Genomic DNA, 24,400 nt, shown 5'->3' on the forward strand with positions numbered 1-24,400 from the left:
GACCGTCTAAGTGCTGGAGGCCCGCCGCTCATGAGTGCTGTGGTGTCGATTCCGCGGTATCCCGCCGACGTGACCGCCGAATGGTTGTCCGCGGCGCTCAGCGGAGGCCGCGCACCCGTCGAGGTGTCCGACGTGGGCATCGAGGCGATCGGCACCGGTCAGACGGGGGCGACGTTTCGCGTGACGGCCCGGTATGCGGCGGATCCCGGTGATCTGCCGCCCACCTTCGTGATCAAACTGCCCGCCCAGGACGACACCGTCCGTGACCGCGTCACCGTCGGCTACCGCAGCGAATGCGCGTTCTACTCATCCGTGGCCGACCGGGTACGGGTGCCGACGCCGCGGTGCTTCTATTGCGAAATCAGCGAGGACGCCATGGATTACGCGCTGTTGCTCGCCGATCAGGCGCCGGCGGTGCAGGGGGATCAGATCGCGGGCTGCGGGGAACAGGAAGCGCGCCTTGCGGTCACCGCCCTGGCCGGTCTGCACGCACCCAGCTGGTGCAACCCGATCTGGCTCGATTTTCCGGGCATCGCGTTCGCGCGACCGGATGAAGCCGGCGCCGCGGGCATGGGGGAGGTGGCGCGGATGAGCGCTGAGATCACGCTGGAGAAACTCGGCGACCGCATGACCCCGGAAGACCGTGAGACCTTTGCTGCGGCAATGGGTTTGGTGGAGCCCTGGCTGCTCGCCGAATACGATCGATTCGCCTTGCTGCACGGCGACTACCGTCTCGACAACATGTTGTTCGATCCCGACCGAACCCGGGTCAGCATAGTTGACTGGCAGACGCTCGGCGTGGGCCTGCCGGAACGGGATCTCGCGTACTTCACCGCAACAAGCCTGAATTCGGAACTGCGCTCCACCATCGAGAACACCTTGGTTGACGGCTATCACCGCGCCCTGCTCGATCACGGCGTCAGCGGATATGACCGCGAAACCTGTTGGCGCGACTACCGCCTCGGTGTGCTGCAGGCGCCGCTGATCTCCGCGCTGGGGTTTGCGTTCGCCACCGCCACCGAGCGCGGCGACGATATGGTGCTGACCATGCTGAGCAGGGGCTGCCGGGCCATCCGCGAGCTGGGCACGCTGGACCTGCTCGCCTGAGCTCGGTTAACGGGTGAACCGCCCCGCGAGGTAATCGGCCCGGCAGGCATTGCGGGCCAGTTTGCCGCTGGTGGTGCGGGGAATGGTGCCCGCGGCGACGAGGCGGACGTCGGCGACCCGCAGCTGATGGTCGCGGGATATCGCTGCCCGCACGGCCGCGGCGATCGGCGCCGGATCCGCGCGGCCGACGCCGGCGGCGCGTTCGGCGACGACGACGAGCTGCTCGCCGGAATCGCCGCCCGGTGTGTCGACGGTGCCCGCCGCAACCGAGAAGGCGGCCACGTAGCCGCTCCGGACAGCGGGCGACGCCTGGCTGACGGTGGTCTCGATGTCGTGCGGGTAGTGATTGCGACCGTCGATGATGATGACGTCTTTGATCCGGCCCGTCAGGTACAGCTCGCCGTCGATATAGACGCCGAGATCGCCGGTAGCCAGCCAGCAGCAGTTGTCCGGGGCGCCCTCGGCATGGCTACCCTCGTCCAGCCGGGACTGCAGCTTGTTGCCGAACGTGCGCTGTGTTTCTTCATCGCGTCCGAAGTATCCCCGGCCGACATTGTTGCCGTGCAGCCAGATTTCCCCGACGGCCCCGTCCGGCAGCTCGGCGCCGTCCGAGCTGGTGATCACCGCCCAGAGGTCGCGGATGGGCCGGCCGCAGGAGACGTAGGCGACCGCACCCTCGGTTTCAGGGGTGACGACGACGGCGCGGCCGGCGCCGAGTTGAGCACGGTCGAGGTAGAGGGCGCTCGCCGCCTCGTCCGGGGCGATGGTGGCGACCGCCAGCGTCGCCTCTGCCATGCCGTAGGACGGCTTGACCGCCGTCGTCGGCAGTCCGTAGGGAGCGAAGGCGGATGTGAATTTTTCAATGGCTGCCATCGTCACCGGCTCCGACCCATTCAGCAGGCCGACAACGTTGGTCAGGTCGATGGTGTCGCCCTCGTGGGGAAGCCCGCGCTCGGCCGTCAACTCGAACGCGAAGTTCGGCGCGGCCGCAAAGGTGCGACCCATGGCCGCTTCCGCGCTCAGCTCTTTGATCCATCGGAACGGGCGGCGAACGAATGCCATGGGATCGAGCAGCGTGAGGTATCCGCCGGCGCCGCACAACGCCGGGAACAAGATCATGATCAGTCCCATGTCGTGATATAGGGGCAACCAGCTGACGCTGCGGATTCCGCGGTCCAGCCCGCCGGCCAGGATCATCTGCAGAACGTTGGTGCAGGCGGCGCGATGGGTGATCTCCACGCCGGCCGGGATGCGCGTTGACCCCGACGTGTACTGCAGATACGCGACATCGTCGGCACGGATCGCTGGGTCGGTGAACATCGAAGCGAGCGTGTCGGGGACCGCGTCAACCGCGATCAGTCGCGCCCTGCCGCCCACCGAGTGTTTGCCGAGAGATGCTCGGACCTGCTCGGCGGCCGCCGTCGTGGTCAACACCGCGGCGGGCCGGGCATCGGCCAGGACCGCCGTCAACCGCTCGGCGTGCCCGGCGAGGGTCGGCGCAAACAGCGGGACCGCGATGCGGCCCGCGTGCACGGCGCCGAAGAAAGCGGCCACATAGTCGAGGCCGTGGGGCGCCAGGATCGCCACACGATCGCCCGGCTGGGTGACTTGTTGAAGGCGGGCGCCGATCGCATGGACCCGCGACCACAGCCCATTCCAGCTGAGGTCGACGGCGAGGCCGTCCAGGTCTTTCGTGTAATCGATGAACCGGTATGACGGAAGATCGCCGTATGCAGCGCGATTTTGATCCAAAAGCGCGGTCAGCGTCGCGTCGTCAGGCAACACGATTTTGCCGTCGGCGTTGACGTAATCGTTGATGTCCGCCATGGCCGATTGAGAAGAACTGTTTGCCAAGGGATCCCGACCCATGTTCAGAGAATAGAAGCAATGCTAATTGTGTCGTGCCACCAGGCCGCGTGTCGGCCATCACCGTGGGGAACCGACTGTGACCTACGTCTCATTCGATTAGCCTTGGAGTGGCCGCAATTTCAAGCGCGAAATGTTAGCCAGCACAGGGTAGCGGATTTCGCGCGTGAGGGCGGACTGCCTAGAGCTCGTCGGAGAAGTCGGCGCTGAGCCAGCGATCGGGGCGGATGGTGAAGAGGACCTCCTCAACACCTTCCATGCTGCGAACGAACGCGCGCCCACCTTCCTCGCCGAGGTACCGGGTGGCGACGGCTTCCAACACATCGGGCGGGGCGGGTCGGGTCGTCTCGACCACGGTGCCCTCGACTATCACGTACTGGTAAGGGGGTTCCTCGCGCTGGACCACCAGCGTGACGGCGCCGGCTCGCTCGATGAGGCGGGCCTTTCGGCTGGACGCGCCCGTTGCGACCCGGATGTTGCCGTCGGCGCTGTAGTCGTACCAGATCGGGACGCTGGCCGGCGGCCGACCGTCGGTGGCCGCGACGGACAGCACGGCGACATGCTTGTCGGCGAGGAACTCCTGGCGCTCGGTTTCGCTGAGGCTTCTCATGCGGACTAAAAACGCCTGCGCCGGAGCGCTATTCCCAGGCTCGCCTGGCTATCGCTGCGCCGCCTTCACCAGGTTCGACCCGATGATCAGACGCTGGATCTCGCTGGTGCCCTCGTACAGCCGCAGCAGGCGAACGTCGCGGTAGATGCGTTCGACGGGAACGCCGCGCATATAGCCGCTGCCGCCGTGGACCTGCACCGCAAGATCGGCCACCGTGCCGGCCATTTCGGTGCAGAACAGCTTGGCCGCGGACGGGGCGATCCGGCGGTCCTGGTCGGTTACCCACAGCCGCGCGGCGTCGCGGACAAGCGCGCGGCCGGCCAGCACCCCGGCCTGCTGATCGGCGATCATCGCCTGCACCAACTGAAACTTTCCGATCGGCGTGCCGCCCTGCGTGGCGGTGGCGGCATAGGACACCGATTCGTCGAGTGCGCGTTGGGCGGCGCCCACCGCGATGGCGGCGATGTGGACGCGCCCGCGCGCCAAGGAGGTCATCGCGGCCCGATAGCCGATGTCTTCGCTTCCGCCGATCAGCGCGTCGGCACCGACCCGAACGTCGCTGAAGTTGACGTCGGCGGTCCACGCGCCTTCCTGGCCCATCTTGGCGTCCTTCGCGGCCACCTGAACGCCCGGCGCGTCCGCGGGAACCAGGAAGACCGCGATCCCCGGGCCCTGGTCATCGGCCGGCCGGGTGCGCGCGAACACCACGAATAGGTCCGCGACGGGGGCGTTGGTGATGAACCGCTTCTCACCGGAAATCACCCACTCGCCACGATCGCGAATGGCCTTGGTGCGCAGACCCGCGGGATTGGATCCGGCGCCTGGTTCGGTCAACGCGAAGGACGCGACGACGTCACCGGACGCCATCGCCTCGAGCCAGCGGCCCTTTTGCTCGTCGGTGCCGAAGCCGACGAGGACCTGCCCGGCGATGCCGTTATTGGTGCCGAACATCGACCGCAGTGCCAGCGAGGTGTAGCCCAATTCCATTGCCAGTTCGACGTCTTGGACGAGGTTCAGGCCGAGGCCTCCCCACTGCTGGGGTATCGCGTATCCGAATAGACCCATCTTCTTGGCCTGGTCGCGCAGATCATCGGGCACCCGGTCGTCGGCCAGGATCTCCTGCTCGCGGGGCACCACGGCGCTGCGAACGAACTGACGGGTCTGGGCGAGGATCTCCCGGAAGTCGTCGTCGGCTACTTCCTGGGCTTCAGCGGTGGTCATCTGACGGACGCTCCTAGTTGCAGTTGTCGCTCACCCGGCGAACCGGGACAGATCCTATATGAAATACGATATTCGACAGGGGCGGGGACCAGACGAGAGGGAGGCGGGATTCAGGTGTCCTTACTGGACGGTCAGACCGCGGTCGTCACCGGCGGTGCGCAGGGTTTGGGCTTCGCCATCGCGCAGAGGTTCGTCACCGAGGGCGCACGCGTGGTGCTCGGTGATCTGAACCTGGAGGCGACCGAAGTCGCGGCGAAAGAGCTGGGTGGCAGCGATGTCGCGTTGGCGGTGCGGTGCGACGTGACGCGGGCAGCCGACGTCGAGGCTCTCATCTCCAACGCCGTCGACCGATTCGGCGGCCTGGACATCATGGTCAACAACGCCGGGATCACCCGCGACGCGACGATGCGCAAAATGACCGAGGAGCAGTTCGATCAGGTCATCGACGTGCATCTGAAGGGCACCTGGCATGGCACCCGGCTGGCGGCGGCGATCATGCGGGAAAACAAGCGCGGCGCAATTGTGAATATGTCATCGGTGTCGGGCAAGGTCGGCATGGTCGGCCAGACCAACTATTCGGCGGCCAAGGCCGGGATCGTCGGGATGACCAAGGCCGCGGCCAAAGAGCTCGCCTACCTCGGGGTCCGGGTCAACGCCATCGCACCGGGGTTGATTCGCTCGGCCATGACAGAAGCTATGCCGCAACGCATTTGGGACGAAAAGGTGGCCGAGATTCCGATGGGCCGCGCCGGCGAACCCAGCGAGGTCGCCAGCGTCGCGTTGTTCTTGGCCTCCGATCTGTCCTCGTACATGACGGGCACGGTGATGGAAGTCACCGGCGGCCGCCACATCTGAGTGGAGCGGTGAAGATGCGCCCGACCGTCATTTGTGAACCCGTACGGACCCCGATCGGCCGCTACGGCGGCATGTTCAAGTCGCTGACCGCCGTCGACCTGGGCGTCGCCGCCCTGAAGGGGCTGCTCGAGCGAACCGGAATCGCGCCCGAGGCGGTGCAGGACGTCATCCTCGGCCACTGCTATCCGAGCAGCGAGGCACCGGCGATCGGGCGCGTGGTGGCGTTGGATTCCGGCCTGCCGGTGACGGTTCCGGGGATGCAGGTCGACCGGCGCTGCGGGTCGGGCCTGCAGGCCGTGATCCAGGCGTGCCTGCAGGTGGGCAACGGCGACCACGACCTCGTCATCGCCGGCGGCTGCGAAAGCATGAGCAATGTCGCGTTTTATTCGACCGACATGCGTTGGGGCGGCGCTCGCGGCGGTATCCGGGTGCACGACGGGCTGGCGCGCGGCCGAACCACCGCCGGCGGCAAGCACTACCCGGTGCCCGGCGGAATGCTGGAGACCGCCGAGAACCTGCGCCGGCAATACGGAATCTCGCGTCTGGAGCAAGACGAGCTCGCGGTGCGCTCGCATCAGCGCGCGGTGGCCGCACAGAAGGACGGCGTCATGGCCTCGGAAATAATTCCAGTGATCATCCCGGCCCATGGCCGGCATGGCGAGGAGTTGATCGACACCGACGAGCATCCGCGCGCCGACACGTCCGTGGAATCGTTGAGCAAGCTGAAACCCGTTCTGCTGGCAGATGATCCGGAGGCGACGGTCACCGCGGGCAACGCCAGCGGGCAGAACGACGCCGCATCGATGTGTGTGGTGACCACACCGGAGAAGGCCGACGAGTACGGCCTGACGCCGTTGGTCCGGCTGGTGTCGTGGGGGTCGGCGGGTGTGGCGCCGGGCATCATGGGCATCGGCCCGGTGCCCGCGACCGAGGCCGCGCTTGCCAAGGCGAGCCTGCGGCTGAGCGACGTCGACCTCATCGAACTCAACGAAGCCTTTGCCGCACAAGCGCTTGCGGTGATGCGGGAATGGAATTTCGGCCCGGCCGACCATGACCGCACCAACGTGCACGGGTCGGGGATTTCGCTGGGTCATCCCGTGGGGGCGACCGGCGGCAGAATGCTGGCCACTCTGGCGCGCGAACTGGGGCGCCGCCAGGCGCGCTACGGCTTGGAGACCATGTGCATCGGCGGCGGCCAGGGGCTTGCCGCGGTGTTCGAGCGGGTCGCCTCGACGTGAACGGTCCCCTGGGTGGGCTCACCGTGGTGGAGGTGTCCAGCTTTGTCGCCGCACCGCTGTGCGGGATGACGCTGGGCCAGCTCGGCGCGCAGGTGATCCGCGTCGACCCGATCGGCGGCGCCTCAGATGTGCAACGATGGCCGCTGGCGGCGAGCGGCACGTCGATCTACTGGACCGGGCTGAACAAGGGAAAGCGTTCGGCCACCATCGATTTGCGAGCCGAAGAGGGCCAGGACCTGGTGCAGCGGCTGATCGTCGAGGGCGACGGCATCGTCGTCACCAACGCCGCCGGCCTGCCTTGGCTCAGCCATGAGCTGCTGACCGCCCGCCGTTCCGATGTGATCCATGTTCAGCTGCTGGGCCGCGGCGACGGTTCCACCGGCGTCGATTACACCGTCAACGCCGGCATTGGGTTCCCGCTGGTAACCGGTCCGGCCGACCATGGCGGCCCGATCAACCACGTGCTGCCGGCCTGGGACGTGTGCTGTGGCCTGTACGCCGCGCTGGCCGTCGTCGCCGCCGTGCGCCGCCGCGACCAGGCCGGGGTGGGTGCGCGCATCAGCCTGGCGCTGGAGGATGTCGCGCTGGCCACCGCGGGAAACCTCGGGCTGCTGACCGAACCCCAGGTCAACGGCACACAGCGCGAGCGGCTGGGCAATGCCATCTACGGCCAGTACGGCCAGGACTTCACCAGCCATGACGGCGCCGCGTTCATGGTTGTCACCTTGACGCGGCGCCACTTTCGCGACCTCGTCGAGGTGACCGGCACCGGCGCCGCGGTGTCGGCGCTCGCCGAGGCGCTGGGGGTGGACTTCGGCTCCGAGGGCGACCGCTACCGCTACCGCGGCGCCCTTTCCGGGCTGTTCGCCACCTGGTTCGCCGATCACACCGCCGACGAGATCACCGCCGCGCTGTCGGGCACCACCGTGCTGTTCGAGCGGTACCGAACCTTCGCCGACGTTGCGGCGGGCCCCAAGGTGAGGGCCAATCCGCTGTTTTCCAAGCTGCACCAACCCGGCGTCGGAGAGCATTTCGCCCCCGGCATGCCGGCCGCCTTCGACGGCACCCATGCCGCCGGCGCGCCGGCACCCACCCTGGGAGACGACACCGCCGACGTGCTTGCCGAGCGGTTGAGGTTGACGACCGCCGACATCGCGGGCCTGACGAGCGCCGGAACGATCGCCTGCGGAACGGCGGAAGGGAAAGACAACCCATGACCAAGCTCGCCCAAACCCTGGGCCTGACCGAATTTCAGACCGAGATCCTCGCCACGGTACGGCAATTCGTCGAGAAGGAAGTCATCCCCAACGCGCCTGAGCTCGAGCGCTGCGACACCTATCCGCAGCACATCGTCGACCAGATGCGCGAGATGGGGCTGTTCGGGCTGATGATCCCGCAGGAGTACGGGGGGCTGGGCGAGTCGCTGTTGAGCTACGCGCTGTGCGTCGAGGAACTGGCGCGTGGATGGATGAGCGTGTCCGGCGTGCTCAACACCCACTTCATCGTGGCGTACATGCTGCGTCAGCACGGCACCGACGAGCAGAAGCAGCGCTTCCTGCCGCGCATGGCTACCGGTGAGTCGCGCGGCGCGTTTTCCATGTCGGAGCCGGAGCTGGGGTCAGATGTCGCCGCGATCCGCACCCGGGCCCAACGTAATTCGGATGGCGACTACACCATCACCGGCCAGAAGATGTGGCTGACCAACGGCGCAAGTTCGACGCTGGTCGCGGTGCTGGTGCGCACCGACGAGGGCGCCGACAAGCCGCACCGCAACCTCACCGCGTTCCTTATCGAAAAGCCCACGGGCTTCGGCGAAGTAGCGCCGGGGCTGGTGATACCCGGCAAGATCGACAAGCTGGGCTACAAGGGCATCGACACCACCGAGCTCATCTTCGACGGCTACCGCGCCAGCGCCGACGACATTCTCGGCGGCGCCCCGGGGCAGGGCTTCTTCCAGATGATGGACGGCATCGAGGTTGGCCGGGTCAACGTGTCGGCGCGGGCATGTGGCGTCGGGCTCCGCGCCTTCGAACTCGCGGCACGCTACGCCCAGCAGCGGCACACCTTCGGCAAGCCGATCGCCGAGCACCAGGCCATCGCGTTCCAGTTGGCCGAGATGGCCACCAAAGTGGAAGCGGCACACCTGATGATGGTCAACGCGGCGCGGCTGAAGGACTCCGGCGAGCGTAACGACGTCGCCGCCGGAATGGCCAAATACCTTGCCAGCGAATACTGTTCGGAAGTCACCCAGCAGAGTTTTCGGATTCACGGCGGCTACGGCTACTCCAAGGAATACGAGATCGAGCGGCTGATGCGCGACGCCCCGTTTCTGCTCATCGGCGAGGGCACCAGCGAGATCCAGAAGTCCATCATCAGCAAGCGGCTGCTCGCGGAGTATCAGGTGTAGCCGATGACGGTCCCCGGTTTCGCTGCGCGCCCACAACTTTCCGACGACGTCGCACGTTTCATCCGCCGGCGGATCTTCGACGGCACCTACGCCGCTGGCTCCTACGTTCGCTTGGATCAGTTGGCCGCCGAATTGGGCATCAGCGTCACTCCGGTGCGCGAGGCGCTGTTCGCCCTGCGCGCCGAGGGCTTGATCGACCAGCAGCCGCGCCGCGGTTTCATGGTGCTGCCGGTCACCGGGCGCGACGTCACCGACGTCGCGAACGTGCAGGGCTACGTCGGCGGTGAGCTGGCGGCGCGCGCCGCACTCAACATCACCGGCGACCAGCTGCGCGAACTCAAGGAGATCCAGGCGGAGCTGGAACAGGCCTATAGTTCAACATTGGCCGGCGATGACCACGAGCGCACGGTTCGGCTGAACCACGAGTTTCACCGGGCGATCAACGTTGCCGCGGACTCGCCAAAGCTCGCCCAGCTGATGTCGCAAATCACCCGCTACGCACCGGAATCGGTGTTCCCCACGATCACGGGCTGGCCGGACCAGTCGATGAAGGACCATCGGCGGATCTTGTCCGCGCTCAAGAAGCACGACGCCAAGCTCGCCCGCGCCGCCATGTCGGAACACCTCGCCGCCGGCGCGGTGCCGTTGATCGACCACCTCACCGCGCGTGGGGTGGTTGTCGATGAGAGCCGTCCGACCTCTCGCTGAGCCGGCTCAGCTGTTGTTGCCGCGGCTGCCTGGGCTTACGCTGCCATCAGGGTGGGTAACAATTGGAGAGAGAAATGTCGCCCATGCTTCGAGGATCCGCCATTTTCGTTGCAGCTACCGTAGCCATCGCGCTCGCGCCGCCGGCTGTCGCCGATCCGCTGGACCCCGTCCCCGGAAACGGAGTGTTTCTGGTGGGACCCGACGTTGCTCCCGGCCTCTACCACACCGGCGGGTCGGGGTCGGCCTTTGGGGTTTGGATAAACGATGTGCCGACCCAGTCCTCGATGTGCTCGTGGTTTACCTACAGCACACCTGATGCGGCCAAGGACCATGTACTGCAGACGAATACCTCCATCGGTCCGATGTACGCGAATATCAACTCGTCGGTCAAGGCCTTCGAGTCACAGAACTGTCAACCCTGGACCCGGGTCCCGTAGCGGCGCTACCGACGCACCGCGCGGTAGACCGAGATCGATCCGCTGATGGTCTCGAAAACGTGGGTCTCCTCAACACCCTGGAATCCCACGTCGGTCATGAGCTCGGGAAGTACCCCTTGCGCATTCGGTTCCGTGTTGTCGAACCCGTCACCCTTCTGGACCATCCGAAAACGCTTGCGCATCTTGGCAGTGCGCTGTAAGCCGTAATCCGCGACATGCAAACTGCCCCCTGGTGAGAGGGATTCGTGAATTGCCGAAAGTCCGGCGCGCTTCTCCGCTAGCGGCACTTGATGAAACATCAACGACGACAGCACCTTCGTGACGCCGCGACGGCGCAGCAGAACGGCGCTGTCACGCGCAAACCCGACCAGCAGATCCACCGGCGGACTCACCGCCGCGAGCTTGGCGCGAGCGCGCCGAAGAATCGCTTCATCGGGATCGATACCGATCAAGGTGGCCGACGGGCATGCACGCGCCGCCAAACGCAGTTGGGTGCCCGTCCCACAGCCAACATCGGCGATGACGTCACCAGGCGAGGGGGCGACTTGCCTGAGCAGCGCGGGCCGCCATTGCCGAGTACGCGTCAGCAGGAAGCTCAATAGGTCGTATGTCCAAAGCTGTGGTGCCGCCGGAACGAAATCGTCAGCAGGTTGCGGGTCCATTCAGCGGCCTTGCTTCGTCAACAGGTCGCGCAACCGATGGATGTCGACCTTGCCGGTGGCGCCCCGCGGAAGGTCGTCGTCGGATCCCAGCAGCAGCCATACCGTCGGGACTTTGAACGCGCTCAACAGGTTTCGGGCGGCCTCGCTCAACCGCTCGACCGTCAGCGCGCGGTCGGCGCAAACCACCGCCGCGCCCACCCGTTCACCGTCGGCACCGGGCACGTTGGTGACGAAGGCGTTGTCGACGCCGGCGATGGCGCGCAGCGCCCGCTCCACCTCGCTGGGGTAGACGGTCGCGCCGCTGACCTTGAACATGTCGTCGGATCGGCCGTGGTAGAACAGGAACCCGTCCTCGTCGAGGTGGCCGAGGTCGCCGGTGGGGTAGAAGCCGTCGGGTGTGAACAGCTCCTCCCGGCTGCGCCGGCAGACGCCGCGCAACGTGTGTGGCCCCCGAATCTGAATGGTGCCAATGGTTCCCGCCGGGACCGGTTCGTCGTCGCCGCCGACGATGCGGACCTCCATGCCGGGGAAGGGTTTTCCGCAGCTGCCCCACGCCGTGCGCGGCATGTCGGTGTCGGCGGGATAGCCGCAGTACGGGCCGAAAGCTTCCGTCATGCCAAATAGGCTGGCCCGCGCGCCGGGCTGGGCCCGCTGCTCCGGGGGCAGTAGCGCCTCCAGGCTGCCCGGCCGCAACGCCGAAAGATCGGCACCGACCGTGTCCGCGTGTCGGGCCAGCGCTTCGGCCTGATCGGGCCAGCCGCGAAACAGCGTGACCCGCTCGGCCTCCAGGAGCCGCAAGGTGGTTTCGGGCCGCGGGATCTCCTCGGTTACCAGGGTGGCACCGGCCAGCAGCGTTGACAGGATTCCGCTGCCGAAGCCGCCCACCCAGAAGAACGGCATGGGGAGATACAGCCTGGTGTCGGGACCGATGCAGCGCGCCGCCAGACCCGAGCGCACCGCGCCCAACGCGCTGCCGTGCGAGTGAACCACCCCTTTGGGCGCCCCGCTGCTGCCCGAGGTGAACATGATGACGAGCGGGTCGGCGGCGGTGACGGAGTCGGTCATGGCGTCGATGATCCGGCGGGCCCGCTCGTCGGGGGTGGCGTGGGCGAATCGGTCAGCGGTCCAAACCTGGCGCAGCGCGGGCAGTTCGGATGGTGCCACGGAGCCGACGTCATCCAGGTAGCGGTGGCCACGGAATTCCTCGACGCTCATCAGGAACTGGACCGACGCCGTTCGCAGCTGCGCGATCAGTTCGCCGGCCCGCAGCAGGGTGCTCAGCGGAACCAGCACGGCGCCGATGCGGGTCAGGGCGACGGCCACCACCACCCAGCGAGCGCTGTTGGGCATGATCAGCCCGACCCGGGTGCCCTTGCCGATGCCCGCTGCCACGAAGGAGGCGGCCAGATCGCGTGTGGCCGTGTCGAGTTCGCGGTAGCTGATTCGCGATCCCGGATCGATCACGATCGGCTTGTCGCCGTGCTGGGCGGCGCGCAACCTCATCAGTTGGTCGATGGTGTCAGGCATCGAACATCTTCCTCAGTTGTCGGGTGTCGACCTTCCCGCTGGACAGCAGTGGTAAGTCTTCGCGGGACACGACCGCGAACCTCTTGGGGATCTTGTACGCCGACAGTTCCGACTTGAGCCGCTGCCGCAGCGCGGCCTCGTCGAGGCCCGGCCGGACAACGACCGCCCCCACCAGTTCGCCCCGTTCGGCGTCCGGAATGCCGACAACGTGAGCCTCCGCGCCAGCGACCTTTGCGATGGCCTTCTCGACCTCGGCCGCCGAGACGTTGGCGCCCGCCGTCTTGATCATCGCGCCGAGCCGGCCGACGAAATAGAAAAACCCGTCGGCGTCGACGCGGACCAAATCACCGGTGTGGAACCAGCCGTCGGCGTCGAAGCACTCCTCGCGGCTGCGTTTGTAGTAGCGCTGCATCACGTAGGGCCCGCGGATGCACAGTTCGCCGACTCCCGCAGGATCGCGGTCGATGATCTTGGTCTGGAATCCCGGCGCCGGTTTCCCGAATGATCCGCGGCGGCTTTCGGGTTGGTCGGATTCGTCACCGCTGATCAACACGACGCTGCCGGCTTCGGTCAGCCCCAGCATGTTGTGGCGCAGTTCCGGGTCGGCCGGTCGGGCGGTGGGCGCCATGATCGGGTACAGGTTCCCGCGGCGCATCGACGACAGGTCGCGGCCGGCGAAGGTGGGGTGGTCGGCCAGGTGTGCGATAGTGGCGGCGAAACCGTTTGTCATGGTGGGTCTTTCGGCCTCCAGCAGGTCGAGCGTCGCGGCCGGGTCGCGGGCGTTGGAACACACCAGTGTCGAGCCGGCCACCAGGGTGGCGAGCAGGCCGAACGCCAACCCGCCGATCCAGAAGAAGGGCGAATTGCAGAACAGCTTGTCCGACGCCGTCAATCCGCGGATGCGGTTGAGGTTCCGCTGGTGTTCGAGCAGGGCGGCGTGCGTGTGCACCACCCCCTTGGGGGCGCCGCTGGAGCCCGACGTGTACACGATGGCTAGCACATCGCAGCCGTCGACATCGGCTTCCATCGCCGCCAGCAGTGCTGGATCGACGGCCTTCGCAAGCCGGTATGCACGTTCCGAATCGAACATGATGTGGCGCAAAAGCGGTGCGGCGGTGGTGAACACCGGGTCATCGGAGTCCAACTCGGCGTCCGGAAGGGCCTCGCCTAGCCGTTGCAGGTAATCGTGAGAGCGAAAGGACGCGGCGGTCAGCAGGATCTCGACGTCGCTGTGCACCAGCTGCTCGCGCAACTCCCTAGCGGTGACGAAGGTGGAGAACGGCACGACCACCGCGCCGATCCGTGCCGCCGCGAGCATCCCGACGACGAACTCAGGGCCATTGGGGTAGAGCACCCCTACGTGGGTGCCCTTGCCGGCGCCCCGGGCGATCAGTCCACGGGCGAGGTCTGCCGAGCGGCGATCGGCCTCGGCATAGCTGATGCGGTCGTCGTCGCACACCAGCAGTGGGTGCTCTCCGCGCGAGCGGGCCTGTTGCCGCAGGATTTCGCCGACCGTGTTGAAGTCACCGGGCATGATCACTCTGGGCGGCGGCATCGCTGAAGAAGCGCCGGATCGCGCCGAGGTCGGCCTTACCCGAGGGTGTGCGCGGGATGGCGTCCACGATCGCGATCTGGGTGGGGATCTCGTAGCGCGCCAACCGTGTTCGCAGATACTCGACGAGCGCGTCGGCGGATGCCGGCTCGCGCAGCTGCACCATGGCGACCGGTGTCTCCCCGAGCCGCTCGTCGGGGCGCGCGACCACGGCCGCCCCGGCCACCGAGGGATGGCCCTCCAGGGCGACGCGTACGTCGTCGGGCATGACCTTGAACCCGCCGCGGATGATCGCCTGGTCGGCCCGCCCGACGATCCAGACAAAGCCGTCGTCGTCGATGCGCGCCAGATCCGTGGTTCGCATCCAGGTCGCCGATGGCCCGAGATGTCCGGGCTTGACCTCCAGCAGGCCGACCCGGTCGGCTCCCAGCGGCCTGCCGTCGTCGTCGACCACGCGCAGTCGCGCGCCGGGGTTGGCCCGGCCGACGCTGCCGCGCTTGGCATGCCAGTACTGTTGGTGATCGGCGAGCGTCCAGCCGGCCACGCCGCCACCGAATTCCGTTGCGGCATAGGAGGTTAGGACCGGAATGCCGTACTTCTGCATGAACGCGTCGGCGTCGTCTGCCGACAGTGGCGCCGTGCCACAGGTGACCGCGCGGATGCTCTCCAGGTCCGCTCGCGTCAGGTCGGAATGCAGCACCGTCCGCAACGCGGCCGGCACCAGCGACACCGTGCGCGGCCGGTGGTTGCGCACCGCCTCGGCCCAAGCGGTGAGCTCGAAGCGTTCCAGCAGCACGAAGGGCCTGGCGTCCGCGATGCATTGCAACACCCGGAACACCCCGCCGATATGCACCAGCGGCGAGTTGACGATCGCGACGCCGCGCCGCAGCCCCGTGGGGGCGGGGGCTCTGTCCGGGGCAGCGCCCATCACGCTGCGCGCCAGCATGTCGTAGCTGAGGTCGATTCGTTTGGGCGGGCCGGTCGTTCCACTGGTCAGCATTCGCACCGCCACCCCGGAGCGCGCGGCGGGTTCTTCGGCGTTGCCAGCTAGCCCATCGGCGTCGCGAAGGGAACCCGAAATCGACACCGTCGCGGTTCCGGGCGGGACCAGCGTCGCCAGGTCGTCACCTTCGCCGATGATCAGCGGCAGCTCAAGCGCGGCGATGTCGGCGCGGGTGCGGTCGTCGCCGCGGGCGGGGTTGATGACGACGACGGTGCCGCCGCCCAGCAGCACCCCGAGGAAGGCTGCGACCTGACCGGGCCGGTTGCGCAACAGTATCCCGATTCCGCCGCCGTGGCCGGCCGCCAGCGGTGCGACGCGTCCCGCCGCGCCGCCCAGTTGCGCCCACGAGATCCATTGGCCCTCATACTCGATGGCGTGCGCGTCCGGCTGCAGGTTCAGCACATCGGCGATGCGCCGGCTGAGCGGGTGGCCAGCCATCAGCGGATCGCCGGTTGGCCCGGCGGGCCCTCGTTTTGCTGAGCGGCCAGCTCGGCGATGCCGAGCGGGTTGCCCAGCCGGGTGTAGATGAGGCCCTGCTCCAACGCGGCACGGTAGGGCTTGTCCAGCGACTCCCAGATCGCCTTCACGGTGCCCTGCGTCGCCGACGGCGGCTTGGCGGCGATGGTCGCCGCGATCTCGTGGGCGCGGTCCCACAGCCGGTTGACGGGAACCACCTCGGACACCAGACCGATCCGCAGCGCGGTCTCGGCGCCGACCCGCTCGTCGTTGCCCATCAACGCCATGCGCAGCGTCTCGCCCAGACCGATGCGGCGCATCAGGCCGATCGGCTCCAGGGCGCACACCAGTCCGGCCGATACGTGGGAGTCGAAAAACGTTGCGTCGTCCGAGCAGATGACCACGTCGGACTCGTTGACGAAGTAGAACGCGCCCGCCGTGCACATGCCCTGAACGGCGCACACGACGGGCTTCCACATTTTCTGCCACTTGGGGCTCAGCGCCTCGCCCGGATCCTCGTGGTTCCATACGTTTTCCGGCTGCCCGTACGGCGTCTTGATGTCCAGACCGGCGCTGAACGCCCGGCCGCCGGACGCACGCAACACCACCGCGTGCACCGACTCGTCCAGCTTGACCGCGCGCCACGCCCGCGCCATTTCCTCACACATGGTCCGGTTGAACGCGTTGAGCTGCTCGGGCCGGTTCAGCGTGATGGTCGCGACATGGTCACCCGTGTCGACGTCGAGCAGGATGGTTTCGAAACGCGGTGGCGTCACTGGCTCGTTCATCGACACTGCCATTCCGGGGGCCGCTTTTCGACGAACGCCTTGGGGCCTTCCAGGGCGTCCTCGGTGCGCAGCACGCGCTCGCGGAAGGCTTCGGCGAGCATCTCGGCTTCGTGTAGCGGCAAATCGAGGCCCTTGAGGATAGCCAGCCGCGTGCCCCGAACCGCCAGGGGCGCATTGGAGTTCACGATGCCGGCGATCTCGTGCGCACGCTCCAGAAGCAGGTCGTGCTCGACGATTTCGCTGATCAACCCGAGCTCGTAGGCGCGCTCCACACCCATCCGCTCGTGCCTGCCCGTCAACGCCATCCGCAGGGCGACCGACCGGGGGAGCACCCGCGCCAGCCGCACCAGCTCGCGCCCGGCGACCAGCCCGATGCTGACGTGCGGATCGAAGAATGTCGCCCGGTCGGATGCGATGACGATGTCGGAGGTGGTCACCCAGTCGAGGCCCGCGCCACAACACAAACCGTTGACGGCGGTCAGGATGGGTTTGGCCATCCGGCGGAACGGGGGCGTGCCTTCCTGGGGCGCCTCCCACTGGTCGTAGGTCGACAAGTACGGCCGTTCGTAGATCACCTTGCCGTCGCCGGGGATGGCTTTGACGTCCGCCCCGGTGCAGAAGGCGCGACCGGTGCCGGTGATGACCAGCAGCCACACGTTGTCGTCGTTCTCGGCCTCGTCGTAGGCGGCGCGGAGTTCGGTGATCATGTCCGGGCTGAGCGCGTTGAGGGCCTCCGGACGGTTCAGCGTGATCGTGGCGGTATGACCGTCGACCTCATACTTGACGGTGTCGAACGAGTCAGCGGGCATGCGTGTTCCCCTCCTGCCTACCGGGTCATCGACCGCGGAACTTGGGCGTGCGTCGCTCCCGGAACGCCTCGAGTCCCTCTTTGAAATCGCCTGTTCGACAAGAGAGTTCCACATTGAAGAGCTCTTGTGTCAGGGATTGGCTCAACGTCGCGTGCTGACCGAAGCCCAAGGCCTGCTTGGCCAGCCCGATCGCTACCGTGGGTCCATCGGCCAGCCGCTCCAGCAGCGTTTCGGCGGTGTCGGCGAGTTCGGCACGGCTCACGGCCTGGTGGATCAATCCCCAGTCGGCCGCGTCGGCCCCGCTCACCTTCTCGCCGAGCAACAGCATGCGCCTGGCCCGCGCCAGGCCGACCAGCCGGGGCAGCAGCCAGGTGGAACCCGAGTCCGGGCTGAAGCCGCGGTCCACGAACGGTTCCCAGAAGACGGCGTCGGTGGCGGCCACGGTGAAATCGGCGGCCAGCGCCAGGTTGCAGCCGAACCCCACGGCCCAGCCCTGGACGCTGCAGACGACCGGCAGCTGAACGCTCCCGACGAGCTCGATCACCCGGTGGGCGGCATGGGGAATCCGCCGCACCAGATCACCGGCGCGCGGACGTTGCCCGTTGTTGGCGGCCAGCCAATCGGCGCCGGCGCAGAAGTCGTCCCCGGCGCCGCGGATGTGGATCGCGCGCAACGAGTCGTCGGTGGCGGCGCCGGTCAGCGCGTCGACCAAGTGGCCGATCATCAAGTGTGTCAACGAATTACGCCGGGAGGGGCGATCGAGAGTGATCCGCAATACCGCGCCGTCGCGGCGCGTCGTCACCGAGCCCTCGGCGTCGGCCGGGTCGGCCTCGTGACTCACCGTCTATCCGGCCTTTCTCCGCCGATACGGTTACCCATACAGTAGGCAATACGATTGATTCCAGGTATAAGTTAGCAAGGAAACGCCGACGACGGAAATAGCCGGGCGCAACCGGGCGAAAAGAGGAAAACATGGCCTTCGAGGAGGGGCTGGCCGCGCCGGCTTCGACATACACCGGCGAGGCCAAATTCGGCGAGGCACCCCTGGCCCAGACGGTGGCGGCCGCCGGCGCGATGCGTCGCATCAGCTCGCTGATGTTGTCCCTCGAGCACGCTCACCCCGCGGTGGACGCGATGCTGGCGAAGTTCGCCGAGTGGGAGGGCGAGCTGGGCGCCGCGGCCCCGACCGACAACGCGCCGCGCATCGGCGAGGTCCCCGACGATCCGCGGCGGGTCTACCTCAACCACGCCACCGACATCGGCGCCTACAACCCCTGTTTTCCCGAATACCGTTTCGATTACCTCGATGCCGAGAAGGCCAACGGCAGCGTGTGCTTCCCGCTGGTTTACGAAGGTCCGCCGGGGCTGGTCCATGGCGGCTTCCTCGGCGTCTTCTTCGATTGCGTCATCCAGCATCACAATTGCGTCACCGGGCTTTCCGGCAAGACGCGGTCGTTGACCGTCACCTTCCGCCGGCCGACACCGCTGCTGACCGAGCTGCGCTTCGATGTCGCCCGGTCGCAGGTGGAGCGGGGGGTCTCGTCGACGGCCCGGCTGCTGTTGGACAACGAGGTGCTCTGTACCGGTGAGGTCGACACGTTGGCCTCGCCGCCGGACAAGCTGACCGGATTCAGGTTCGGCAGGCGGCGAAAGGAGTCCGACACATGACCGCCTCCAGCGCTTCGGACGATCGCGTGCTCTTTGAGCTCGATCGCGACGGGCGTATCGCGACCATCACGCTGAACAACCCCAAGCAACGCAACTCCTACGACGCCGCCATGCGCGAGGCCGTCGCCCGCTGCCTGGATCGCGTGGCCGAAGACGACGACGTCACCGTCGTGCTGTTGCGCGGGGCCGGGGGAGTGTTCAGCACCGGGGCCGACATGAACAATGCGTACGGGTGGTACGGCCCGGGTAGCGACGACCAAGCCAAGCGCCGCCCCAGTCAGCGTCGGCGACTCACGGTGGACCGCAAGTCTTTTGGCTTTTACCACAACTTCATGGGCTTCCCCAAGGTGACGGTGGGCGAGATCGGGGGTTACGCGCTCGGCGGCGGCTTCGAGATGGCACTGATGACCGACATCTCCGTCATCGCGCGCGACACCAAAATCGGCATGCCGGCGACCCGCTTCCTTGGTCCCGCGCTCGGCAGCCTGCACATGTTCTTCCACCGGTTGGGACCCGTGCTGGCCCGGCGTCTGCTGCTCACCGGTGACATCATCGAGGCCGGCTCAATCGAGCACCTCGGAATCTTCACCGAGACATGCGATCCCGGTTCGGTCACGAAGCGCGCGCGGTACTGGGCCGAGAAGGCGGCGAAGATGCCCGCCGACGGAGTCGTCATCGCCAAGGAGGCGTTCCGCCTCGTCGAACAGACCCAGGCGTACCACGGCGAGGAGGTCGCCAGCTACCTGTTCCACGCCTTCGGCACCAACCTGCAGTTCGCCTCGGGTGAGTTCAATTTCGTCAAAACCCGTGCGGAACACGGCGCCAAGGAAGCCTTCCGGTTGCGCGACCAGCATTTCCACGTGCCCGAACCCGAAGAGTAACAGCGCGATTCGCGCTAGCGCGCCGCCGCGGCTTTGGTTCGTCCCCGCTGTGCAGGCGGCTTGGACGCCTTGCGTTGCCGGGACGCCGCGGACTTGGCGTCCTTGGCATTCCTCTCGATCAAACTGCTGGCGTGGTCCAGGATGCAGTCCAGGCCGAACTCGAAATTGGTTTCGTCGGGCGCCCCGATGCGGTGCCCCTGCCCGGTCACCTGAGCGATCAGCGGGGTGGTCCCCGGATCGATCGCCACGGCGTCCTCGATGGCGCGCGATCCGCTGTCCGACGCTTGGTTCTTCTCGTAAAGCCGGTGCAGCACCACCGATCCGCGGACATGAACCGAGACCGCCGAGTACGTGTCGAAGGCGTCCTCGGGTGATAGGCCGGCCTCCACCAGGTTGGCGATCGCCCGCTCCATCTCCTGAGCGCCCAACCGCGCCGCCTTGGGGCTGAGCGCGGCTCTGATCAAAATCAGGTCGCACAGAATTGGGTTGCCCATGAATGTCTTACGCATCAACCGCGCGTGGTTGCGCAACGTCTCGCGCCAGTCGGCGGCTTCGACGTAGGGCGTGGCGAATACATACTTGCTCAGGGCGCGGTCGGTCATCGCGTTGAGCAGATCGTCCTTCTTGCGGAAGTACCAGTAGATGCTGGTGACGCCGACACCAAGGTGTTTGCCGAGCAGCGGCATGCTCAGGTTGTCTATCGACACCTGCTCCGCGAGTTCGAATGCGCCGCTGATGATGTCGTCGGGATTGATGGACCCGCGTTCGCGTCGTTGACGCTTGTCGGCGGTTGCCTGCTTTGCCACTACGGGCACCTCCATCAAGATCGATCCGGTGCATGCGGCCTTCGGTTCCGTGCCACCGGTAAACTGGAATTCACCCGGTGGCCAGGCTCTGACCTGCGTGTACGCATGCGTGTCGTCGCGTTTTCCGTCTGCTACTGTAATACCTATCGTAGGCTTTTTGGTAAAACGGCTGGGACACGCAAGATCAAGGCTACGGACTGAGCCATGGATCTAGGGCTGGCGAACGCCGCGGCGGCGGTGGTCGGTGGCAGCCGCGGCATGGGTTTGGCGGCGGCACGTTGCCTTGCCGAGGACGGCGCCCGCGTCGCGGTCATCGGCCGTTCCCCCGATGCCCTCGATTCGGCGGTGACCGACCTGACGGGCCGAGGTAGCCCGGATGCACTGGGGCTGGTCGCCGACATCGGTGACGCCGGGGCGGTCGACAAGGTATTCGCCGAGCTCGGTGAGCGGTGGGACGGCCAACTCAATGTGCTCGTCAATACGGTCGGGCCCGGCGCGGCGGGCACATTCGAGGATCTGACCGACGAGCAGTGGCGTCAATCCGTCGAGGACGGCGTGCTGGGCATGGTGCGTTGCGTCCGTTCGGGACTTCCCCTGCTGCGCAAGGCGCAATGGGCGCGGATAGTCAACTTCTCGGCGCACTCGACTCAGCGACAAAGCGTGATGCTGCCGGCCTACACGGCGGCCAAATCGATGCTGACGAGCGTGTCGAAAAACCTGTCGCTGCTGCTGGCCAAGGACGAGATTTTGGTCAACGTGGTGTCGCCCGGCAGCATCGCGTCGGAGTCGCTGGCCGGGTGGGCAAAGTCCGTCGGTGTCGACGGCAATGACCCGTATGCACTGATGGACGCCATCGCCAAGCATTTCGGTCATCCGGCGCACATGCCCCGAGCGGGTCTACCGGACGAAATTGGCCCGGTCGTCGCATTCCTCGCGTCACGGCGCAACTCCTACATGACCGGAGCCAACATCAACGTCGATGGTGGTTCGGACTTCACGTAACCGCGGGTCGAGGAAATCGATTGGCCGACAGAAGGAGTCGACTGTGGCAACGGCAAGTGAGGCGCGTGCCTGGGCGCGCGGCGCATTGCGGGGGATCGGCGACTCCCTCTACACGCCCTTTTGTGGCGACGACGGTGACGACATCGACTGGGACGCCTACCGGACGCTGGTGCGCTACTGCGTCGGCGACCTCGGCCACCCGATGTTGTGGTGCACGAGCGGCATCGCCGAGTTCTGGTCGTTGACCCTCGACGAGCGGAAGCGCTTGCTGGAAGTGGCAATCGAGGAGGCGCGCCGCGTCAATCCCGACGTCGTCGTCCAGGCGTGCACCGCGGCCATGTCGGCCAAGGACTGTTTGGATCTGACGCTGCACGCCCAACAAGCGGGGGCCGACATCGCCTACATCCAGACGCCGATGATGGAGGCGCACGGCGGCGAGGGCGTGCTGAGGTTCTTCAAGTACGTCGCCGCGCGCACGGACATCGCCCTGGGCATGTTCAATTCCCCATCCTCCGGTTACGTCCTGACCGCGGCCGAAAGCGCACGGATTTATGACGAGGTGCCGGCGGTGTGCGCCACCAAGGAAGGTGCCTTCCGGCCGGCGAGCAGCCGGCTGCTGCACCAGTTGGCGCCCGGTCTGGTGCTCTGGGAATGCGACAAGACGGTGTACCGCGCCGGATGGCTGCGCGACGGGATCGTCTGCCCGGCACAATTGGGCACAGCCGGCTACCTGTTCGAGACACCAAAGCGGCGACTGTTTTCCGAGTACTGGGATTTGGTGCAGAGCGACAAGCTCCTCGAGGCGATGGACTACGGACGTGAATCCGGCCTCGACCAGTTCGACCTCGACGTCGGATCGTGGTGGACGTGCTATCCGGGGCGGCCGGACTACTTCACCCACTGGGCCGGTGCGTTCAAGTACGCCGCCTCGGTGCTGGGACTGCCGATCGGTGGGTATCCGCATTCTCGGCCACCGCAGGCGGAACTGCCGGCCGAGGCCAAGGCGCAGATCGAGGAGGCCTACCGGCGCCTCGGCCTCATCCAGGGGTAGCGCACCGGAAATTCCTTGCGGCACAAGAAGGCCCGGCCACCCTGTGACCGGGCCCCCTCGCTGACGCCCTACTGCTCGGCGCGCTCCCGCGCCTCCTCGACCTTGGCCTTGCCGCGGGCCTTCTCGGCCTCGGCTTCCTTTCGCCCGGCGTCGCGCTGCGCCGCCGCCTTGTCCTGCTGGGCCTTGCCCTCGTTGATCAGACCACGGTTGCCGATGACCGTGCCGATGACCTCCTTGGCCTTGCCCTTGACGTCCTCGACGACGCCCTTGATGGCCTCGAGCGGGCCACTGATGTTGGTAACCATTGCGTCCCCCTTCCGATTGACGGATCTCTCACTGGGGCGTCTTCCCCGCGCCGCGATCGTCGCAAACGCGTTGGCGACGTGGCGCTCACCACAGCGTCAGTTCGTCGGCCCGGGTGCTTTGGGTTCGGCTTCGCCCGAGCTGGGCGACTCGCGTCGGGTTCGGTGATGTCGCGCCCGCAACGCCAGACCCGCGATAACGCCGATCAGGGCCGCCCAGAACAGAATTTGTGCACCCGTCACCGCCACCTGGGCCCGCAGCGCCCACGCGCGCGCCTGGCGTAAGCGGTGCACAACCGCCTTTGCTGTCGAGTCCACTCGTCTCCCTAACGGCCGGGCATTTCAGGTAAGGGCTTCCTTGCTCGGTAACCCGCCGGATCGCGATCTCAAACCCTTCGCCTCGTTGCTCGCGGGCGGGGGTCGCGGTAGGGCATCTGCGGCCGGCCGCCGGGTAGCCGTTCGGCGGCCCGAAACCGCTGTTGGGTCGGGTTCGCGGGCGCGTGACCGCGGTTGTGGAATGCGCTACCGATAGGTATACAGTATGCGTACAAGCAGACGGAATCGGCGTGGCCGAGCGTGAGGAGGTGCCGCGGGAGATGTCCAGCAGCGGCGGTGCTTCCGAAGACGCGGTGCTCTACGAGGCCACCGAAAGCGGCGTCGCAATCCTGACCTTCAACCGCCCGGAGCGCCTCAACGCCTGGGGCCCCGATATCGCCGCCGGCTTTTATGCCGCGGTGGACCGCGCCGAAGCGGACCCGGCCATCCGGGTGATCCTGTTGACCGGCCGGGGAAGGGGATTCTGCGCCGGCGCGTACCTGGGCACGCCGAGTTCGGCCGCTACGTACGGCGACACAATGGAGAAGGCGGGTCAGACCAATCTCGCTGACCTGGTCGGGGAACGCCCACCGCATTTCGTCACCACGTTGCGCAAGCCCGTCGTCGCCGCCATCAACGGTCCCTGCGTCGGCATCGGCCTGACCCAGGCGCTGATGTGCGATGTCCGGTTCGCTGCCGCGGGGGCGAAGTTCGCCGCGGTGTTCGCCCGCCGCGGATTGATCGCCGAGTTCGGCATCTCCTGGATACTGCCGCGCTTGACCACGTGGGGCGTCGCCCTCGACCTGCTGTTGAGCGGCCGCACCTTTCTCGCCGAGGAGGCCGCCGAGCTCGGCCTCGTCAAGGAAGTCGTCGCGCCCGAGAATCTCATGAAGCGCGCGCTGGACTACGCGGAGGATATCGCCCAAAACTGTTCGCCGGCTTCGATGGCGGTGATCAAGAGGCAGGTGTACGGCGACGCCACACGCGATGTCGTGGACGCCACCGCGCGCGCCGAAGTCCTGCTGCACGAGGCGATGCCGCGGCCCGACGTCATCGAGGGCATCACCAGCTTCCTACAGAAGCGGCCTCCGCAATTTCCCTCCCTCAACTCGACCGACGTTTAGCGTTC

The 24,400-nt window shown here is 66.9% G+C and carries 25 protein-coding genes; 12 read left to right on the forward strand and 13 right to left on the reverse strand.

Annotated features, from left to right (window positions below; translation table 11 throughout):
- Positions 1–30 precede the first annotated feature (30 nt).
- Positions 31–1,107, forward strand: a complete 1,077-nt coding sequence (locus A5764_RS15120) for a phosphotransferase family protein (RefSeq protein ID WP_067114320.1) — start codon at positions 31–33, stop codon at positions 1,105–1,107.
- A 6-nt stretch (positions 1,108–1,113) separates the two neighbouring features.
- On the opposite strand, the gene A5764_RS15125 is transcribed toward A5764_RS15120, so the two are convergent.
- From A5764_RS15125 to A5764_RS15135, 3 genes are all read right to left on the reverse strand, one after another.
- The gene (locus A5764_RS15125; protein WP_067114321.1) at positions 1,114–2,976 is read right to left on the reverse strand and encodes a fatty acyl-AMP ligase; all 1,863 of its coding nucleotides are present in this window, start codon (positions 2,974–2,976) and stop codon (positions 1,114–1,116) included.
- A gap of 178 nt (positions 2,977–3,154) precedes the next feature.
- On the reverse strand, positions 3,155–3,583 hold the full coding sequence (locus A5764_RS15130; protein ID WP_067114322.1) for a TIGR03618 family F420-dependent PPOX class oxidoreductase: 429 nt from the start codon (positions 3,581–3,583) through the stop codon (positions 3,155–3,157).
- A 48-nt stretch (positions 3,584–3,631) separates the two neighbouring features.
- The gene (locus A5764_RS15135; RefSeq protein ID WP_067114323.1) at positions 3,632–4,804 is read right to left on the reverse strand and encodes an acyl-CoA dehydrogenase family protein; all 1,173 of its coding nucleotides are present in this window, start codon (positions 4,802–4,804) and stop codon (positions 3,632–3,634) included.
- A 114-nt stretch (positions 4,805–4,918) separates the two neighbouring features.
- On the opposite strand from A5764_RS15135, the gene fabG reads away from it, so the two are divergent.
- The 6 genes from fabG (at position 4,919) to A5764_RS15165 (ending at position 10,449) form a co-directional block, all read left to right on the forward strand.
- Positions 4,919–5,659, forward strand: a complete 741-nt coding sequence (fabG, locus tag A5764_RS15140) for a 3-oxoacyl-ACP reductase FabG (RefSeq protein WP_197501445.1) — start codon at positions 4,919–4,921, stop codon at positions 5,657–5,659.
- Positions 5,660–5,673: 14 nt separating this feature from the next.
- Positions 5,674–6,897 carry an acetyl-CoA C-acetyltransferase gene (locus A5764_RS15145; RefSeq protein ID WP_197501448.1) on the forward strand — a complete coding sequence of 408 codons (1,224 nt, stop codon included), beginning with the start codon at positions 5,674–5,676 and terminating at the stop codon, positions 6,895–6,897.
- Entirely contained in the window at positions 6,894–8,114 is a 1,221-nt protein-coding gene (locus tag A5764_RS15150) for a CoA transferase (protein WP_067114325.1), read from the forward strand. The genes A5764_RS15145 and A5764_RS15150 overlap by 4 nt, the downstream gene beginning before the upstream one ends.
- Positions 8,111–9,304, forward strand: a complete 1,194-nt coding sequence (locus tag A5764_RS15155; protein ID WP_067114326.1) for an acyl-CoA dehydrogenase family protein — start codon at positions 8,111–8,113, stop codon at positions 9,302–9,304. The genes A5764_RS15150 and A5764_RS15155 overlap by 4 nt, the downstream gene beginning before the upstream one ends.
- Positions 9,305–9,307: 3 nt before the next feature.
- Complete coding sequence (locus A5764_RS15160; RefSeq protein ID WP_067114327.1) at positions 9,308–10,012, forward strand: GntR family transcriptional regulator; 705 nt, start codon at positions 9,308–9,310, stop codon at positions 10,010–10,012.
- A 74-nt stretch (positions 10,013–10,086) separates the two neighbouring features.
- Positions 10,087–10,449, forward strand: a complete 363-nt coding sequence (locus A5764_RS15165; protein WP_067114328.1) for a hypothetical protein — start codon at positions 10,087–10,089, stop codon at positions 10,447–10,449.
- Positions 10,450–10,454: 5 nt separating this feature from the next.
- Here A5764_RS15165 and A5764_RS15170 read toward each other — a convergent pair whose 3' ends face one another.
- Genes A5764_RS15170 through A5764_RS15200 form a run of 7 tightly spaced genes read right to left on the reverse strand, consistent with a single transcriptional unit; the run spans position 10,455 to position 18,087 of the window.
- Positions 10,455–11,111, reverse strand: a complete 657-nt coding sequence (locus tag A5764_RS15170) for a class I SAM-dependent methyltransferase (protein ID WP_067114329.1) — start codon at positions 11,109–11,111, stop codon at positions 10,455–10,457.
- On the reverse strand, positions 11,112–12,638 hold the full coding sequence (locus A5764_RS15175; RefSeq protein ID WP_067114330.1) for a class I adenylate-forming enzyme family protein: 1,527 nt from the start codon (positions 12,636–12,638) through the stop codon (positions 11,112–11,114).
- A complete protein-coding gene (locus tag A5764_RS15180; RefSeq protein WP_067114385.1) occupies positions 12,631–14,172 on the reverse strand; it encodes a class I adenylate-forming enzyme family protein in 1,542 nt (513 codons plus the stop codon). Before A5764_RS15180 ends, A5764_RS15175 begins: the two co-directional genes overlap by 8 nt.
- Entirely contained in the window at positions 14,162–15,631 is a 1,470-nt protein-coding gene (locus tag A5764_RS15185; protein WP_067114331.1) for a class I adenylate-forming enzyme family protein, read from the reverse strand. The genes A5764_RS15180 and A5764_RS15185 overlap by 11 nt, the downstream gene beginning before the upstream one ends.
- A complete protein-coding gene (locus A5764_RS15190; protein WP_067114332.1) occupies positions 15,631–16,437 on the reverse strand; it encodes an enoyl-CoA hydratase/isomerase family protein in 807 nt (268 codons plus the stop codon). Before A5764_RS15190 ends, A5764_RS15185 begins: the two co-directional genes overlap by 1 nt.
- On the reverse strand, positions 16,434–17,246 hold the full coding sequence (locus A5764_RS15195) for an enoyl-CoA hydratase/isomerase family protein (RefSeq protein ID WP_067114333.1): 813 nt from the start codon (positions 17,244–17,246) through the stop codon (positions 16,434–16,436). The genes A5764_RS15190 and A5764_RS15195 overlap by 4 nt, the downstream gene beginning before the upstream one ends.
- A gap of 25 nt (positions 17,247–17,271) precedes the next feature.
- Positions 17,272–18,087: an enoyl-CoA hydratase/isomerase family protein gene (locus tag A5764_RS15200; RefSeq protein WP_067114334.1), complete on the reverse strand. Its 816-nt coding sequence runs from the start codon at positions 18,085–18,087 to the stop codon at positions 17,272–17,274.
- Between the two features lie 131 nt (positions 18,088–18,218).
- Here A5764_RS15200 and A5764_RS15205 point away from each other — a divergent pair, with 131 nt between their 5' ends.
- Positions 18,219–18,914 carry a hypothetical protein gene (locus A5764_RS15205; protein WP_067114335.1) on the forward strand — a complete coding sequence of 232 codons (696 nt, stop codon included), beginning with the start codon at positions 18,219–18,221 and terminating at the stop codon, positions 18,912–18,914.
- Positions 18,911–19,795: an enoyl-CoA hydratase/isomerase family protein gene (locus tag A5764_RS15210; protein WP_067114336.1), complete on the forward strand. Its 885-nt coding sequence runs from the start codon at positions 18,911–18,913 to the stop codon at positions 19,793–19,795. The genes A5764_RS15205 and A5764_RS15210 overlap by 4 nt, the downstream gene beginning before the upstream one ends.
- A gap of 14 nt (positions 19,796–19,809) precedes the next feature.
- On the opposite strand, the gene A5764_RS15215 is transcribed toward A5764_RS15210, so the two are convergent.
- Positions 19,810–20,616, reverse strand: coding sequence for a TetR/AcrR family transcriptional regulator (locus tag A5764_RS15215; RefSeq protein ID WP_067114337.1), 807 nt, complete (start codon positions 20,614–20,616; stop codon positions 19,810–19,812).
- A gap of 189 nt (positions 20,617–20,805) precedes the next feature.
- On the opposite strand from A5764_RS15215, the gene A5764_RS15220 reads away from it, so the two are divergent.
- Positions 20,806–21,603: an SDR family NAD(P)-dependent oxidoreductase gene (locus A5764_RS15220; protein WP_067114338.1), complete on the forward strand. Its 798-nt coding sequence runs from the start codon at positions 20,806–20,808 to the stop codon at positions 21,601–21,603.
- Between the two features lie 43 nt (positions 21,604–21,646).
- The gene (locus tag A5764_RS15225) at positions 21,647–22,654 is read left to right on the forward strand and encodes a dihydrodipicolinate synthase family protein (protein WP_067114339.1); all 1,008 of its coding nucleotides are present in this window, start codon (positions 21,647–21,649) and stop codon (positions 22,652–22,654) included.
- A 68-nt stretch (positions 22,655–22,722) separates the two neighbouring features.
- Here A5764_RS15225 and A5764_RS15230 read toward each other — a convergent pair whose 3' ends face one another.
- Together A5764_RS15230 and A5764_RS15235 are read right to left on the reverse strand one after the other, a co-directional pair.
- Complete coding sequence (locus tag A5764_RS15230; RefSeq protein WP_067114340.1) at positions 22,723–22,959, reverse strand: CsbD family protein; 237 nt, start codon at positions 22,957–22,959, stop codon at positions 22,723–22,725.
- A 96-nt stretch (positions 22,960–23,055) separates the two neighbouring features.
- Positions 23,056–23,274: a hypothetical protein gene (locus tag A5764_RS15235; protein WP_156664695.1), complete on the reverse strand. Its 219-nt coding sequence runs from the start codon at positions 23,272–23,274 to the stop codon at positions 23,056–23,058.
- A gap of 278 nt (positions 23,275–23,552) precedes the next feature.
- Between A5764_RS15235 and A5764_RS15240 the strand changes: the two genes are divergently transcribed.
- Positions 23,553–24,395, forward strand: a complete 843-nt coding sequence (locus A5764_RS15240; RefSeq protein WP_067114386.1) for an enoyl-CoA hydratase — start codon at positions 23,553–23,555, stop codon at positions 24,393–24,395.
- Positions 24,396–24,400 lie beyond the last annotated feature (5 nt).

It is taken from the genome of Mycobacterium sp. 852002-51057_SCH5723018, from assembly GCF_001667035.1.
In the GTDB taxonomy this organism is placed as follows: domain Bacteria; phylum Actinomycetota; class Actinomycetes; order Mycobacteriales; family Mycobacteriaceae; genus Mycobacterium.

Coding starts and splice junctions, on each gene's coding strand:
- A5764_RS15120 (WP_067114320.1), top strand. CDS start 31: ATGAGTGCTGTGGTGTCGATTCCGCGGTATCCCGCCGACGTGACCGCC.
- A5764_RS15125 (WP_067114321.1), bottom strand. CDS start 2,976: ATGGGTCGGGATCCCTTGGCAAACAGTTCTTCTCAATCGGCCATGGCG.
- A5764_RS15130 (WP_067114322.1), bottom strand. CDS start 3,583: ATGAGAAGCCTCAGCGAAACCGAGCGCCAGGAGTTCCTCGCCGACAAG.
- A5764_RS15135 (WP_067114323.1), bottom strand. CDS start 4,804: ATGACCACCGCTGAAGCCCAGGAAGTAGCCGACGACGACTTCCGGGAG.
- A5764_RS15145 (WP_197501448.1), top strand. CDS start 5,674: ATGCGCCCGACCGTCATTTGTGAACCCGTACGGACCCCGATCGGCCGC.
- A5764_RS15155 (WP_067114326.1), top strand. CDS start 8,111: ATGACCAAGCTCGCCCAAACCCTGGGCCTGACCGAATTTCAGACCGAG.
- A5764_RS15160 (WP_067114327.1), top strand. CDS start 9,308: ATGACGGTCCCCGGTTTCGCTGCGCGCCCACAACTTTCCGACGACGTC.
- A5764_RS15165 (WP_067114328.1), top strand. CDS start 10,087: ATGTCGCCCATGCTTCGAGGATCCGCCATTTTCGTTGCAGCTACCGTA.
- A5764_RS15170 (WP_067114329.1), bottom strand. CDS start 11,111: ATGGACCCGCAACCTGCTGACGATTTCGTTCCGGCGGCACCACAGCTT.
- A5764_RS15175 (WP_067114330.1), bottom strand. CDS start 12,638: ATGCCTGACACCATCGACCAACTGATGAGGTTGCGCGCCGCCCAGCAC.
- A5764_RS15180 (WP_067114385.1), bottom strand. CDS start 14,172: ATGCCCGGTGACTTCAACACGGTCGGCGAAATCCTGCGGCAACAGGCC.
- A5764_RS15185 (WP_067114331.1), bottom strand. CDS start 15,631: ATGGCTGGCCACCCGCTCAGCCGGCGCATCGCCGATGTGCTGAACCTG.
- A5764_RS15190 (WP_067114332.1), bottom strand. CDS start 16,437: ATGAACGAGCCAGTGACGCCACCGCGTTTCGAAACCATCCTGCTCGAC.
- A5764_RS15195 (WP_067114333.1), bottom strand. CDS start 17,246: ATGCCCGCTGACTCGTTCGACACCGTCAAGTATGAGGTCGACGGTCAT.
- A5764_RS15205 (WP_067114335.1), top strand. CDS start 18,219: ATGGCCTTCGAGGAGGGGCTGGCCGCGCCGGCTTCGACATACACCGGC.
- A5764_RS15210 (WP_067114336.1), top strand. CDS start 18,911: ATGACCGCCTCCAGCGCTTCGGACGATCGCGTGCTCTTTGAGCTCGAT.
- A5764_RS15215 (WP_067114337.1), bottom strand. CDS start 20,616: ATGGAGGTGCCCGTAGTGGCAAAGCAGGCAACCGCCGACAAGCGTCAA.
- A5764_RS15220 (WP_067114338.1), top strand. CDS start 20,806: ATGGATCTAGGGCTGGCGAACGCCGCGGCGGCGGTGGTCGGTGGCAGC.
- A5764_RS15230 (WP_067114340.1), bottom strand. CDS start 22,959: ATGGTTACCAACATCAGTGGCCCGCTCGAGGCCATCAAGGGCGTCGTC.
- A5764_RS15240 (WP_067114386.1), top strand. CDS start 23,553: ATGTCCAGCAGCGGCGGTGCTTCCGAAGACGCGGTGCTCTACGAGGCC.